Annotated in this window: 16 protein-coding genes; 10 read left to right on the forward strand and 6 right to left on the reverse strand. The window is 66.6% G+C overall.

Annotated elements, in window-relative coordinates; genetic code table 11:
* Positions 1–244 precede the first annotated feature (244 nt).
* From P2Q66_RS10445 to P2Q66_RS10455, 3 genes are all read left to right on the forward strand, one after another.
* On the forward strand, positions 245–754 hold the full coding sequence (locus P2Q66_RS10445; protein ID WP_275727823.1) for a DUF3592 domain-containing protein: 510 nt from the start codon (positions 245–247) through the stop codon (positions 752–754).
* A 207-nt stretch (positions 755–961) separates the two neighbouring features.
* Positions 962–2,362, forward strand: coding sequence for a DUF1524 domain-containing protein (locus P2Q66_RS10450; RefSeq protein WP_275727824.1), 1,401 nt, complete (start codon positions 962–964; stop codon positions 2,360–2,362).
* A 65-nt stretch (positions 2,363–2,427) separates the two neighbouring features.
* Complete coding sequence (locus P2Q66_RS10455; RefSeq protein ID WP_275727826.1) at positions 2,428–3,132, forward strand: PASTA domain-containing protein; 705 nt, start codon at positions 2,428–2,430, stop codon at positions 3,130–3,132.
* Between the two features lie 150 nt (positions 3,133–3,282).
* Here the strand turns inward: P2Q66_RS10455 and P2Q66_RS10460 are convergent, their stop codons facing one another.
* Positions 3,283–4,626, reverse strand: coding sequence for an amidohydrolase family protein (locus P2Q66_RS10460; RefSeq protein ID WP_275727828.1), 1,344 nt, complete (start codon positions 4,624–4,626; stop codon positions 3,283–3,285).
* Between the two features lie 194 nt (positions 4,627–4,820).
* On the opposite strand from P2Q66_RS10460, the gene P2Q66_RS10465 reads away from it, so the two are divergent.
* Together P2Q66_RS10465 and P2Q66_RS10470 are read left to right on the forward strand one after the other, a co-directional pair.
* On the forward strand, positions 4,821–5,696 hold the full coding sequence (locus P2Q66_RS10465) for an alpha/beta hydrolase (RefSeq protein ID WP_275727830.1): 876 nt from the start codon (positions 4,821–4,823) through the stop codon (positions 5,694–5,696).
* A gap of 8 nt (positions 5,697–5,704) precedes the next feature.
* On the forward strand, positions 5,705–6,217 hold the full coding sequence (locus P2Q66_RS10470; protein WP_275727832.1) for a GNAT family N-acetyltransferase: 513 nt from the start codon (positions 5,705–5,707) through the stop codon (positions 6,215–6,217).
* Here the strand turns inward: P2Q66_RS10470 and P2Q66_RS10475 are convergent.
* The gene (locus P2Q66_RS10475; protein ID WP_275727833.1) at positions 6,201–6,596 is read right to left on the reverse strand and encodes a DUF1801 domain-containing protein; all 396 of its coding nucleotides are present in this window, start codon (positions 6,594–6,596) and stop codon (positions 6,201–6,203) included. The two genes, P2Q66_RS10470 and P2Q66_RS10475, sit on opposite strands and share 17 nt — an antisense overlap.
* A 117-nt stretch (positions 6,597–6,713) precedes the next feature.
* On the opposite strand from P2Q66_RS10475, the gene P2Q66_RS10480 reads away from it, so the two are divergent.
* The 3 genes from P2Q66_RS10480 to P2Q66_RS10490 all read left to right on the forward strand — a co-directional run bounded on the left by P2Q66_RS10480 (position 6,714) and on the right by P2Q66_RS10490 (position 9,223).
* Positions 6,714–7,226, forward strand: coding sequence for a DUF664 domain-containing protein (locus tag P2Q66_RS10480; protein WP_115526005.1), 513 nt, complete (start codon positions 6,714–6,716; stop codon positions 7,224–7,226).
* A 223-nt stretch (positions 7,227–7,449) separates the two neighbouring features.
* The gene (locus tag P2Q66_RS10485; protein WP_079598505.1) at positions 7,450–7,833 is read left to right on the forward strand and encodes a VOC family protein; all 384 of its coding nucleotides are present in this window, start codon (positions 7,450–7,452) and stop codon (positions 7,831–7,833) included.
* 85 nt (positions 7,834–7,918) lie between these two features.
* On the forward strand, positions 7,919–9,223 hold the full coding sequence (locus P2Q66_RS10490) for an aspartate aminotransferase family protein (RefSeq protein WP_275727835.1): 1,305 nt from the start codon (positions 7,919–7,921) through the stop codon (positions 9,221–9,223).
* Here P2Q66_RS10490 and P2Q66_RS10495 read toward each other — a convergent pair.
* Positions 9,150–9,689 carry a nuclear transport factor 2 family protein gene (locus tag P2Q66_RS10495; protein WP_275727836.1) on the reverse strand — a complete coding sequence of 180 codons (540 nt, stop codon included), beginning with the start codon at positions 9,687–9,689 and terminating at the stop codon, positions 9,150–9,152. The genes P2Q66_RS10490 and P2Q66_RS10495 overlap by 74 nt on opposite strands.
* A 20-nt stretch (positions 9,690–9,709) precedes the next feature.
* Positions 9,710–10,108, reverse strand: coding sequence for a DUF1304 domain-containing protein (locus P2Q66_RS10500; RefSeq protein ID WP_275727838.1), 399 nt, complete (start codon positions 10,106–10,108; stop codon positions 9,710–9,712).
* A 120-nt stretch (positions 10,109–10,228) separates the two neighbouring features.
* On the opposite strand from P2Q66_RS10500, the gene P2Q66_RS10505 reads away from it, so the two are divergent.
* Entirely contained in the window at positions 10,229–11,278 is a 1,050-nt protein-coding gene (locus tag P2Q66_RS10505; RefSeq protein ID WP_275727840.1) for a helix-turn-helix transcriptional regulator, read from the forward strand.
* A 10-nt stretch (positions 11,279–11,288) separates the two neighbouring features.
* On the opposite strand, the gene P2Q66_RS10510 is transcribed toward P2Q66_RS10505, so the two are convergent.
* Positions 11,289–12,026: a hypothetical protein gene (locus tag P2Q66_RS10510; RefSeq protein WP_275727841.1), complete on the reverse strand. Its 738-nt coding sequence runs from the start codon at positions 12,024–12,026 to the stop codon at positions 11,289–11,291.
* A 159-nt stretch (positions 12,027–12,185) separates the two neighbouring features.
* Here P2Q66_RS10510 and P2Q66_RS10515 point away from each other — a divergent pair, with 159 nt between their 5' ends.
* The gene (locus tag P2Q66_RS10515) at positions 12,186–13,055 is read left to right on the forward strand and encodes a DUF1295 domain-containing protein (protein ID WP_275727844.1); all 870 of its coding nucleotides are present in this window, start codon (positions 12,186–12,188) and stop codon (positions 13,053–13,055) included.
* Positions 13,056–13,100: 45 nt separating this feature from the next.
* Here P2Q66_RS10515 and P2Q66_RS10520 read toward each other — a convergent pair.
* Positions 13,101–13,723, reverse strand: a 623-nt coding sequence (locus P2Q66_RS10520) for a nitronate monooxygenase (protein ID WP_275727846.1), incomplete at its 5' end; no start/stop codon positions are given.

Below are 13,723 nucleotides of genomic sequence, written 5' to 3' on the forward strand. Positions count from 1 at the left end.
CTGCACCAAAACCCCGGACGCCCCATCACCTCCTGCACCAAAACCACCGACGCTCTCTCACGTCCTGCAGGGAAATCGGTGACGCCCCATCACCTCCTGCAGGGAAACCAGGGAGCTCTATCAGATAACGCGCCCAAACACCCCGCATAGCGACCACAACTGACAGAGCAACGTGGGGGCGGGGACGGTTTTTGCGTGGGTCGGTGTGGCAACGGGCAGGTCTTCTGTCCGGCAGAATGGTGCAGTGACTGGGCGTAGAACTGCTGAAAACCGTAAGTCGAAGTTGTCGCTGGGGCAGGTGCTGAACCTCGTTGTGACGGTGCTGGTCCTCTGCCTGGGGCCCGCGATGATCGTGTTCGGGCAGCACATTATCAACATCGACGAAGAATTGGCCCGAACCGGCACCCACACAACGGGGACCATCGTTGAATTCGACGACGTCACCAAGGCTTCCGAGCGCGACATTGAGGTGGAGTTCATGTCCCTGGACGGGACGGACCACGTTACCTGGGCAGCCGTAGACCATGACCAGCACCCCGAGGTTGGCTCGTACGTCACAGTGGTCTACCGGGAAGCGGATCCCAGCCACGCGATAGTGCTCGGCTACGAAAGCGACGGCGTGTGGTTCCGCGGAGCCGGCACACTGATAACCGCCCTCTTCGTCATGATTGGCGTGATCGTGGCAATTTCCGTTGCTGTTGGCAGAAGCAAACGCCGGAAGAAAGCGGCTGTTGACGGCATGCCCGTTGTGTAAGTGCAATTGTTAAGCCGAAACTGCGCAGCCCGGACAGTTTCCTCAAGGCCTGATCAAGAGCTGCTCAATCTTAGGCGAGGATCACGGTAATCGTGCGTTAACCCCAAAAAAGAGAAATAGGCTCGTCGACGACACATTTGCCGGGCTAAGCAGAAGGCCCGGCAAATTGCCGGGCCTTCTTTGTGGGCCCACTTAATTGGGGAAAGAATGTCCGAATACGAGGCCCTTTTGGGTCCAGCACCATCCGTTCCGTCGCCGAAGCTGCCGCGTAAACCGGGCGCCTCCACGTTTATCGTCGGCGGCATCACCGCACTCTTTATGCTGTTGGGCGCGCTGAGCAGCGGGATTGGGCTCGCACTGGTCTTTGCAGCCATCTCGGCGGCCCTTACCGGGCTTTATGTCCTGCTCACCGGACGCCGATCCTGGGCGTGGCTTCCCGCCAAGCGGAAGGCGGGCGCCGTTGCCCTCGCCACCGCTTTCGTGCTTTTCATCGCCGGTGGACTCGCCCTCCCTCGTGTGTCGACGCAGGACCTCGAGGCAGCCGCATCTGACACCGCCGCGACAGCCGCATATTCAAAGGCGAGCCCATCAGCCACAGCCAGCGCAACGCCGTCGTCCACTCCTACCGCACAGGAAACGGGTGCCCCGCTGGATCCCGAGACGCCCTCCCTGGTGGCGCAGGGTGTGTCCGTGACGTCGCCCAACCCGCAGCCCGCCTACGCAACCAAGGCGCTGGATCTGCTGGCCGCACTTCCCATCAAGGGACGCGCGCCGAAGACGGGATATGACCGCGCGCTGTTCGGCCAGGCGTGGGCGGATGTTGACCGCAACGGCTGCGACACCCGGAACGACACCCTCAAACGCGACCTGACGGGAATTACGTTCACCAACAGCGTCCCGTGCAAGGTGCAGTCCGGTATGCTGGCGGACCCCTACACGGGCACGAACATCAGCTTCCTGCGGGGAACCGCAACGAGCTCGGCCGTCCAGATCGACCATGTAGTCGCCCTGAGCGACGCCTGGCAGAAGGGCGCACAGCAGCTGACCACTGACCAGCGGACGGCGTTCGCCAACGATCCGCTGAACCTTCAGGCGACCGACGGGCCGACCAACATGAAAAAGGGCGACGGCGACGCCGCCACCTGGCTGCCGCCGAACAAGGGCTTCCGGTGCGAATACGTCGCCCGGCAGATATCGGTGAAGGCGACCTACGGGTTGTGGGTGACCCAGGCAGAGCACGACGCCATGGCACGCATCCTCGCTGACTGCAGCGGTCAGCTCGCGCCGACGACTTCCCAGGCTCCTGTGGCCTCACCGGCACGTGTGGCACCTGAGCCGGCACCCGCCGCTGTTGCACCTGCTCCTGCTGTCCAGGCTCCGGCCCCGGTTGCTCCTGCACCCGCAGCACCCGCCGCGGCACCTGCAGCCCCTGCTCCCGCCCCCGTGGCACCTGCCCCGGCGCCTGCAGCCCCGGCGCCCGCACCGGCGGCTGCCTACTACGCGAACTGTGCCGCGGCGAAGGCTGCCGGCGCCTCTCCGCTGTATGCCGGACAGGGTGGCTACCGGCCCGCGCTTGACAGGGACTCGGACGGCGTGGCCTGCGAATAGGCGCTCTCTTTACCCGGGTTTCGCACCCATCCGCATCACCCACACAAACATTCCCAGGGGGAAAAATGACACTCAATCCGCAGGCTCCGGGAGGAGCCCTGAAGAAGACGCTGGCAGTGGTTGTGCTCGCTGGCTTGATGATCACAGGCTGCAGCAGCAAGCAGGAGGCAACGGAACCGGCATCGGCGGCAACTGCTGTAGCCACCACTGCTGCGGCAAAGGTTGGCGTTCCCGGAGTCGTGGGCCTGACCCTCGATAAGGCGACGGAGCAGCTGGAAGACCTCGGGTTTGAGGTCGAGGCGAAAGACATAGTGGACGGCAAGTCGATCGTCAAGAAGAGCAACTGGCAGGTAATCTCCCAGGACCCGGCTGAGAATACCCAGGCGGAAGAGGGCTCCACCGTGAAACTCGGGGTCAAGTCCCTCGAGCTGATCGAGGCCGAGAAGGTTGCCGCCGAAAAGGCCGCTGCAGAAAAGGCTGCCGCCGAGCTGGCCGCGGCTCAAAAGGCAGCAGCCGAAAAGGCTGCTGCGGAAGCCGCCGCTGCCGCGCAGGCTGCGGCGGATCAGGCTGCACGGGATGCCGCAGCCCGCAAGGCCGTACCGGCACCGGCCGTTCCTGCTGCACCCGCCCCGGCTCCCGCGGCTCCTGCTGCTCCGGCTGCCCCCGCAGTCCCTAACAGCGGTGGCACGATCATCTGCAGTGATGGCTATGTCTGGCCCAGCACCACCCGCCAGGGAGCCTGCAGCCGACACGGCGGTATAGCGAAGTAGCCGCAGAAACCAATCTTAGGGCTGGCCCGGCTTGCAGTGAGCTGCGAGGTTGGTTGTGAAAGCGGGATCGCGCGCGAGGCTTAGCTAAACGCTTGGGGGATTCAACAATGCCGCGGATACCTTTCGAAAGGTGTCCGCGGCATTTCGTCGTTAAAGCCCGTTCCGGACAACCGCTCCCTGCGCCACAACAACCCGGACCTGCTCAAGTGCGGACGCACTGGACAGAGGATCCGCGTCCACCACAATCGCGTCGGCGAAGCCGCCACGGACCAGCCGGCCCGCGTCGTTGCCCAGCCCGAGCAGCCGCGCCGCGTGGACGGTAGCTGACTGCAGCGCCTCCAGCGGGGACAGGCCGGCTTCGGCGAGCAGGCGGGCTTCGGTGCCGATCGGGGTGACGTCCGTTCCGAAGGAGTCGGTGCCGGCCACGATGGTCACGCCGGCATCCTTCGCTGCCCGCACCGCGGCTTGCAGGATAGGTGCGTATTCCTTGCCGCGCGCCGCGAGGATGGGGTTCGGGGAGGCCGCCATGCTGGTGATCGCGTCCATGGTGGGCGTGAAATAGGTCCCCCGGCGCACCATCTCCGCGATAGTGCCCTCGGAGACGAAGACGCCGTGTTCGATGCTGCGCACCCCGGCGCGGACGGCGCCGTCGATCCCCTCCGCACTGTAGGCGTGGCAGAGCACGCCCGCGCCCCTGGCAGCCTTCACAACAGCGGACAGCTGCTCCTGGTTGTAAACCAGCTCACGCGGGTCCTGCTCCGGGATGCCCGCACGCGGGTTGGCGCGGGTCTTGATGACCTGGGCGCCGCGCGAAAGGTTCACGCGGGTGAGGTACGCCAGGTCAGCGGTTTCCCGGACGCCGGTGGGAAGGGTGGCCAGCGGGGCGAGGTCCGGATCGGCAAGGAGCGAGTCGCCGAGGTCCGGGGAGATAAACAGCCCGGCAGGCGTCATGCGCGGGGAGACACCGGGTGCCCAGGCCGGCAGTGCTGCCAGCGCCACGTCCTGGTAGAAGCTGCTGGACCCGCTCCGGACGCTGGTGGCGCCGCCCTGCAGGATGGCCCGCGCGTCGGCAAGTGCGTTCGCGTGGACGTGGACGTCCACAAGACCGGGCAGCACCCACCGGCCGGACGCGTTCAGGACACGGGCACGTCCGGCGACGGCGGCGACAGCCTCACGGGTCTCGTCGCGCGTTCCGACGGCGGCCACCTTGCCGCCGTCGAGCACCAGGACGCCGTCCTCGATGGCACCGCCGGTCTGGGGATCCACGATGGTGCCGCCTTCGATAATCAGCGGCGGATGGGTCAGCGGACTGCCGTGGTAGTTCGGGCCTGATGAGGGCTTCTCGCCGGCCTGCGCCGCGGATGCGCCGCCGAGCTGCGCGGCGATGCTGGCCACGGAGATTCCGGCGAGCGCCGCGGCTCCGGCGAGGATGCCACGGCGCGGGAGGCTGGCCGCCGGTGTAGGGGCAGAGGTGTGGTCATGAAGGCACATCATTGTCTCCTTGGGGATGGCGCCCGGCGGGGAAACGGGCTCCGTTGATGGTACTTGGTATTCCAAGGCTGGATCAACCCGTACTCAACGGTATCCCTCTGCCCATCTGGTATTCCAGATGAACAAACGACGACAGACGCGGGAGCGGGTGCCATGCTGAAGGTGCTGCGCATCCGTACCCAGGAAAGGGACCCGCAATGGCTGCTGAGCTGGAGGCCGTGCTTCACGATGGTTCCACCATTCCCGTCACGGTCCACGGTCACGGTCCGGCATTGCTGCTGTCCGTCCGGCTGCAGCCGCATCCGTCCGCCGAGGCCGAGATCATCAGCAAGTGGGGCGGCGAGCCGGACCTCGGACCGGCCCTCGTGAACGGTCTGGCGCCGACGAACCGGGTGATCACGGCCGACTATGAAGGGCACCGGATGGCATACCCCGCCCCGGACACCCTCACGCCGGACAACCTGGCCGCCGACCTCCTGGCCATCGCCGACGCCGCCGGCGCGGACGCCTTTGGCTACTACGGCTACTCCTGGTTGGCGCTGGCCGGCCTCCAGCTGTCCCTGCGCACCGACCGTCTCCGGGCCCTTGCCATGGGCGGGTTCCCGCCGGTGGACGGCCCGTACCGGAGCATGCTGGCCGTGACCCGGGCCGCGCACACCGCGTCCACCCAAGCCCCGGATCCGGCGTCGGTGCCGGTGGCCGAGGCCGAGCCGGGGGACTGGGACTCTGCTGCCGTCCAGACCACGGAGGCCCAGACCCGCCAGTTCGTCACCCTCTACGAGGCGCTCCGGGACTTCAACGATTCGACGACGGCGGCCCCGGCTGCGTTGCCGCGCCTCGCCTTCGCCGGCGGAGACGACCAGATCGACTACAGTCCGCAGTGGGGCGGGGTGCAGGTGCGGATCGGCGCGCCGTTGGCTGAGCACCGGGATGAACTCGTGGCAGCCGGCTGGGAGGTGCACGTCCTTCCCGGCCTCAACCACCTGAGTGCGATGCACAGTGCAGTGGTGCTGCCCATCCTGGCCGGCTGGCTCGGGAGGATCGAATGGGTTGGGCAGGCCGCTACTGGTTAGGCTGGGTCATGGACTACGTTCTTCGCCAGGCTGTTCCTGGCGACGCCGAGGCGCTGGTGGAGATGCATACGCTGGCCCACGAGGAATGCTACCCGCACCTGTTGTCGGCTGACTTTTTCCGTGCCCGCCGGGCCGCCGTCCCGGAACGCGTGGAACGCCGTCGTCGTTTTCTTGCTGACGCCGCGCCGCGGATCGTCGCCGAGGATGCTACTGGCGCGGTGGTGGGCTTTGCCGACGCCGGTCCTGGCCGTGACGAGGACGGTCCCGTGCCGCTGGAGCTGTACTCGATCTACACGCTGCGGCGGACGCACGGCACGGGGCTTGGGGCAGCGCTGCTGGCAGCCGCCGTGGGGGAGCAGCCGGCGTACCTGTGGGTGCTGGAGAACAACCCCCGCGCGCACGCTTTCTACCGCAAGAACGGCTTCCGGCCTGACGGAAGGAGCGCGCTGTTGCCGCCGGAATGGGAAAGCCTGCCCGAGATCCGCATGGTTCGCACGCGACCGGCTACTGGCCCGAAGTGACCTTCCGCCAGCCGCCGGCACGGTTGGTGGCGATGATCGCCGTGAAGATGTCGCCCAGGGCCTGCCCGTTGATGGGCTCGCCTTCTTTGATGGCGACGGTGCGGCCGGTCTTGTTGCCGTGCCCGCCGGTGATGATTCCCTGCGGGTCCGGGGAGAGCCCGCCGTCGTACAGGAAAACGTTCACATGGTCCTTCGCGGCGAGGAGCGCACAAACGTTGCCTTCCAGGACGAAGTAGGGCTGGACGGTCCGCTTGATGGTCTCCTCGACGTCGGGGTCGGCCGCGTGGACAAGGTCCCGCACCTGGTGGCAGATGTCCTGCTGCCACGGCGGAAGGGCATCAATGTACTGGTCCACCCGGGGATCCTTCCGGTAGCTCATGAAATCATTGTTCACCTTGCGCAGCCCCGCCGCCCCTCAACGAAAAACAGCGCGCATAGGATGGCGCCATGGTTCCCGCTCGGATGTGAACCAAAAGATGGCCCTAAGGAGCTCATGATGAAGTCGAATGATCTGCTGCTGGACGCCTTCGGCAGGATCCGGGAAACGGTGGAAGCGGTCCTTGAAGGGCTCGACGACGGATCCCTCACCGACAGGCCGGCGGGCACCGGCAACTCGATTGCATGGCTGATCTGGCACCTGGGCCGGGTGGAGGACGCGCAGGTGGCGGACGCGGCCGGCCTCGAACAGGTCTGGACCGCGCAGGATTTCGTGGGCCGCTTCGGTCTTCCGTTGTCCCGGAAGGATACCGGCTACGGCCATTCGAGCGACCAGGTGGACGCCGTGCAGGCGCCGGCGGGCCTGCTGCTGGAGTACTACGACGCGGTCCACCGGCAGACCGTGGGGTTCCTGAAAACACTCGAGGGCGGAGATCTGGACCGCGTGGTGGACACCCGCTGGGACCCGCCCGTCACCCTCGGCGTACGCCTGGTCAGCATCCTCGCGGACTGCCTCCAGCACGTGGGCCAGGCTGCCTACGCCAAGGGTTTGAACGGGTCGCACAGCCACTAAGAATCGCCTATTTCCGTAGCCGCATTTCGGTTCCATAATGGGCCCATAAGCTTCGGGGACTCTTTCGCGCCGATGAAGGCTGGCGTTGCGCAGCAGGGTCCCAGGTGGCCAACCCGGCTTATGGCGGACAGGGTTGCCACGCGGCCCCGGAGTAGGGATATTCCGGGAACGTCACAGGGGAGAGCATCGCCGCCGACGCGAACAATGCACAAAGGAATTCATCATGCTCAAGGATTCTGCAGTCATGGCCGTCCTCGCTGCGAAGGACATCAACAGGGCGAAGGAATTTTATCGGGACAAGCTCGGCCTTGAATCTTCAGAGGCCATGGAGGAGTACAGCCTCCTGTACCGCTGCGGCAACGGAACGAGTTTCCTCATCTACCAGACCGACAATGCGGGTTCGGCGAAGAACACGCAGATGGGCTGGGAATCGGACAACATCGAACGCGACATGGAGGAACTGCGGGGCAGGGGAGTGGTCTTCGAGGATTACGACATGCCCGGGCTGAAGACGGAGAACGGCCTTGCCACGGATGACTGGGGCAAATCGGCCTGGTTCCTGGACAGCGAGGGCAACATCCTTAACCTCTCCCAACGCACACAGTAGCCAGTTGACGGGATAGCCACCGACCACGGGCCGCCCTGCGCTGAAGCAGCAGCGGCCCGCGTGGGTGTTCGGAAGGAACGTGTCAATGAACCTCGACGAACTGGTCTTCCATCCATGGGCTGTCCAGGGGCCGCGCGATGTGCCCACCCTGGTAGGCGGATCCGGGAGCCATGTCACCGACGTCAGCGGCAAGCGCTACCTGGACTTCAGCTCCCAGCTGGTGTTCACCAACCTCGGCCACCAGCATCCGAAGATTGTCGCCGCCATCAAGGAGCAGGCCGACCGGCTGTGCACGCTTGCGCCCGGGAACGCGTCCGACATCCGGGGCGAGGCGGCGCGTCTGATTGTGGAGGTCGCGCCCGAGGGGCTCGGGCATGTCCTGTTCACCACCGGCGGCACGGAGGCGATCGAGCACGCCGTCCGGATGGCGCGTCTCTTCACCGGCCGGCCGAAAGTCCTTTCCGCGTACCGCTCGTACCATGGCTCCACCACCACATCCATCCATCTCACGGGAGATCCACGCCGCTGGGCCTCGGACACCGGCACAGCGGGTGCCGTGCACTTTTTCGGCCCCTTCCTGTACCGGACGGCATTCGGATCAAGCACCGCAGAGGAAGAGTGTGGGCGGGCCCTCGCGCACCTGGAGCAGGTGATCCTCCTGGAAGGCCCGTCCACCATCGCAGGGCTTGTCCTGGAATCCGTGACCGGCAGCTCGGGCGTCATCGTGCCGCCGGCCGGCTACCTGCGCGGGGTCCGCGAACTGTGCAGCCGGCACGGCATCGTCTACATCGCCGACGAGGTGATGGTGGGCTTTGGCCGCACGGGAGCCTGGTTCGGCGTCGACCACGACGGCGTGGCACCGGACCTGCTGGTGTTCGCCAAGGGTGTGAACTCGGGCTATGTGCCGCTGGGCGGAGTCCTGATTGGTGATGCGATCTATGAGATGTTCACCCAGCGCCCCTACCCGGCTGGCCTGACGTACAGCGGCCACCCGCTCGCCTGCGCGGCAGCCGTCGGCGCCATCAACGCCATGCATGAAGAGGCAACCGTGGAAGCAGCTGCCCGCCTCGGCAGGGATTTCCTCGGGCCAGGACTGAAGGAGCTGGCCGGGAAGCACGAGGTGATCGGGGACTTCCGCGGCATCGGCGGCCTGTGGAGCATGGAACTGGTCCGCGACCGGGCCACCAAGGAACCGCTCGTGCCGCCGGGAGCCGTCGGTGCGTCGAACGCGCCGATGGCCTCTTTCGCCAAGGCATGCCTGGAGCGTGGCCTGTTGCCGCTGATCATGGGCAACCGGATCCATGTGGCCCCGCCCCTCAACGTGAGCGACGCTGACGCCGCCTCGGGACTGGCGATCCTGGACGACGCGCTTGCGGCGGCAAACTTCTGAGGGACCTGCCCGGTCCCTGCCCGGGCATCGGCCAGTGTTCGGACATTTGGCGCATCAGCCCGAGCTGCGCCAGGAACTCCATCTGGTCGAAGTAGAAGTGGTGGGAGGTAATCCCGGCGCCCTCCACCGTGGCCACGTCGCAGCTCCTGATCCGGAGCTGCCGGCCGGTGGCGGGCATGGTCTCGCCGGAGGGCATGCGCAGGGGCCCGGTGTTGGTGCCCACCACAAACCCCTCGTCGATGGCCACGTTGTCTGCCTCGTGCTTGTCCGCATGCTCGTACCGGACATCCGGCATGGCTTCCCAAAAGCCAAAAAGGTACCCGGCGATGGCATCACGCCCGCGGAGTTCCCCCTGGTCAGGGGCGTAGGCCACAGCGCCGGGGGCGTAGCAGCGTGCCAGCGTTTCCTTGTCTTTTGATCCCATGGCCGCCATCAGGCGGTCCATGACATCGCGGGCCTGTCCCATCGTTGACCTCCAATATTCGTTTACAACGGCAGCGCGATCAGCGCTATCAGGGCCGGCAGCGTGGCGCCAAGGGTTCCCGGGATGCTGTCGCCTTTTTTGGGGTAGTGGCCCAGCATGTCCGCCAGGAGCATGGCGGGCGCGGTGAGCACCATGTTCGCGCAGCAGTAGATCACCAGGGTGTAGCCCGCCACCAGGTAGCCCATGTTCACCGCCACCACTCCGGCCAGGACTCCCAGGCCGATCATCAGGTTGCGGAACCCGGTGGGAATGGCCCACATCATCACGGCCGGCACGTTCTGCGGCGGGGTGCTCAGGAACTTCTGCGCCGCCGGGCGGTGCATCAGGAAACTTTCCAGCGGGAACACCACGATGTAGATCAGGGCGGCAAGTACCGCGAAAACCTGGGATACGGCGTTCATGAGGGAAGAGTACGACGGCGGTGCTCGCCTGCCCCATCCCCCGCAAGGGGGTTCCGGGGTGCTTGAAGAACCCCCGCTTTGGGGGATTGCGGCGCCGCCCCCTGGGCGGATACTGGAGCTATGTGGGAGGAGCGCGCCGAGCGTGCCCGGCGGGAGATCGCCGCCTTCGCCGCCGGCGGGATGAGCCTGGCCGACCTTTACCCGTCGGCGCTCGCCGTGGTGCAGCAGGCGGTGCCGTTCGAGCAGGGCTGCTGGGCCGCCGTCGACCCCGACTCCATGGTGATGACCTCCATCACCAACTACCGGCCATGGCCGGTCGGCAAGGACGAATATGAGGAGTACAGCCTCCGCTTCGCCGAATGCGAATACACGGGCCAGGAACCGAACACGTTCGCTGAGCTGCTGCGGCGGCAGCGCCCGATTGCGAGGATCTCGGACGCCGCGCACCGGGACGTGGTCCGCAGCGTCCGGATCAACGAACTGCTCAAGCCTCAGGGGCTGGACCACGAACTGCGCGCCGCCTTCCGGATCGACGACGCGTGCTGGGGAGTGGGCAGCATCTTCCGGGCCGGCGGCAAGGACTTCACCGACCGGGAGGTGGAATTCCTGGAGGCCGTGACGGCCACCCTGGCCGCGGCGACCAGGATCGCCGTCCGCGCCGGGCACCCGGCCCGCCCGGCCGCCGTCGGGCCCGTGATTGTGATCGCCGGACTGCACGGTGAGCTGCGGGCTGCCACGCCCGCCGCGGCTGCCTGGCTGGCCGGGGTGGAGGACGCGGCGCCGGGCCGCTTCACCATGACGCTGCACTCGGTAGTGGCTCAGGCCCACGCTTCCGTTTCCGGCACGGCGCGGGCCAGGATGCGTGACGCCGGGGAGAACTGGGTGGTGCTGCAGGCCAGCCGCCTGATCACCGGCGACGACCCCGAACAGATGGTGGTCACCGTGGAGCCGGCCACCACGCAGGACCTGGCCACCCTGCTGCTGGCGGCCTACGGGGTGACGGCCCGCGAGCGGGACGTGTGCCTGGAGGTGCTGTCCGGAAACGCGACGGCGGACATCGCCCGCCACCTGTTCATCTCCCCGCACACGGTGCACGACCATCTGAAGTCACTCTTCGGGAAGGTGGGCGTGGGCAGCCGCGGCGAGCTCGTGGCCAGGCTGGTGGCGTGACCGGTTGAGGCTAGGCGGCCCTGCGCGCGCTGGCCGGAAGATGCCGGACCAGGTCAAGCCGGTCGTAGGATGACGCGCCGATCAGGAAGATGCCGCGCTGCGGGATCCAGAAATCGCCCAGCCCGGTCTGGATGCGCAGGGGCTGCGGATGGCCGAAATCCTCGCCGTCCAGGGACGCCGAGCTGCCGGACACAAACCACATCCGGCGTGGTTTGGCGCGGAAGCCCTGCCGGTTGGGCACGGTGCCCGTCAGCCCGAGCCGACCCGCCCTCAGCGCAGGTCCTGCTGCGGCGCCCATGACCCGCAGGAAAGGATGGCTTTCCAGCAGCGGTGCGGGCAGTGCGCTCATGACCGCCGTCATGGCGCGGGTCACGGGAGTGGGCGTCAGCTCGAGGTCCCATGCCAGGTCCACATCCCCGCCTACAGTGACGCTGAAGGCGGCGTCGCCCGTCCAGGTGACATCAACAGGGCATTGGACTGCCTCATCCAGGGCCGCGCCAAAGTAGCGGGCGCAGGAGAGCTCGGGCGGGGCGTCGGCGTAAATGGTCCAGGCGCCGGTGGGGCGCCGCAGCCACAGCGAGGTGTATCCGGGCCCAACGCTGGTCACGGGGAACCGCCGCATGGCCAGGACGTGGCCGGAGCTGAAGGGCAGGCCCATCACGCCGTAGCCGGAAAACCGTTCGTCCTCACCGGGCCCAAGTTCAGCGCTTTGTTCTGCTTCAAGGACCTGCGCCCGGATGCTCTTCATGGCTTCCCGCCTCTGCCGTCAGTGGTGCGCTGAGTCTACGCCCGGCGGCCCCTTCCGCGGGAGCCACGCGGACCCGCAATGCGGAGCCACCCATACAACACCGCCCCGGCTCCGAAGACTATGTGAACCAGGCGGATTGCGTGAAAGGACCACACCCGCATGACCGAAAAACGCCGCAAGGCGCTCATCAGCATTCCCATCGCGGTGGTGGCCGCGGTCCTCATTGCCCTCGCGGGGAGCCAGGGCGGCTCCACCGTGGGCGGTTTCCCCGTGTTCGCACTGGGTGTGGCCGCCGCCTTCGTCATCCAGTGGCTCGTGTTCATTCCGTCGTACAAGGCGCAGACGGAGAAGTTTTACGACCTCACCGGCGCCCTGACGTACATCACCATCACGGTGCTCCTGGTGCTGGCTTCGCCCGGCGTGGACGCGCGCGGCATGCTGTTGGCAGCGATGGTGGTGCTGTGGGCTGCCCGGCTGGGCGGCTACCTTTTCCAGCGCGTGATGAAGCACGGCAAGGACGACCGCTTTGATGAGCTCAAGACTGACTTTGCCCGGTTCCTGAACACCTGGACCCTGCAGGGCCTGTGGGTGGTGCTCACCGCGGCGCTGGCATGGGTGGCCATCACCTCGGACCGGAAGGTGGGCTTGGACGGGTTCTTCTGGGCGGGCCTGCTTGTCTGGGCGCTGGGGATCGCGATTGAGACGGTGGCGGACGTCCAGAAAACCCGTTTCAAGGCCAACCCCGGCAACAAGGGACGTTTCATCAGCACCGGCCTCTGGTCCAGGTCCCGGCATCCCAACTACTTTGGCGAGATCACGCTGTGGGTGGGCGTGGCCATCATTGCCCTGCCGGTGCTGCAGGGCTGGCAGTGGGCGGCCCTGGTGTCCCCGGTGTTTGTGACACTGTTGCTGATCAAGGGCAGCGGCGTGCCCCCGCTGGAGGAGAAAGCGGACAGGAAGTGGGGCGGCCAGTCCGACTATGAGAACTACAAGCAGAACACCCCGGTGCTGGTCCCGAAGTTTACGTAGCGGGTAGGGGACCAGCTGACGCTTTCGCGAACAGCAGCCTTGCCGTTAGCTGGCTCCGGCGAGGCGCCGCAGAATCTCCGCTGCTGGTTCTTCGGTGGCGTCGCGGTAGCCTGTGCCGGCCCAAATATTGATGCTCTCCGGATCGTTGGCGGCCGCAGCTGCTTTACGGATAGGACTGGTCAGGTGATGGATTGCCGGGTACCCGCTGGGAGCGACACCGTGAAACTGGTCCACGAAGGCGTTGCGCAGCGCTCTCGCGGGACGGCCTGAGAACGCCGTGGTGACGATGGTTTCGGTGCGGCTGGTGTCGGCCAGGGCTGCTTTGTAGGGTTTGGAGGCTCCGCTTTCGGGGCTGCGCAGCAACACGCTTCCAACGACGGCAGCCTCGGCACCGTGGGCAAGTGCTTCCCGAACACCGGCCGGCGTTGAGATGCCGCCGGCTGCCCAGATAGGGAGTTGAACCCGTGATCGGACGCGGTCGAGCAGCTCGGCCAAGGTTATTTGCTCGACAGGTGTAGCCGGGGTCAAGGTCCCTGAATGACCGCCGGCCTTGTACGACTGAACCACGAGGCCGTCGACACCTACCGCCGCAGCCTGTTCCGCCTCGTTCGGGTTCGTCACAGTCTGGAACACCAGCGAGCCTGCCTTTCGCAGCCGGCGGACGGCCT

It is taken from the genome of Arthrobacter sp. Cr_A7 (genome assembly GCF_029222765.1).
Lineage (GTDB): Bacteria > Actinomycetota > Actinomycetes > Actinomycetales > Micrococcaceae > Arthrobacter.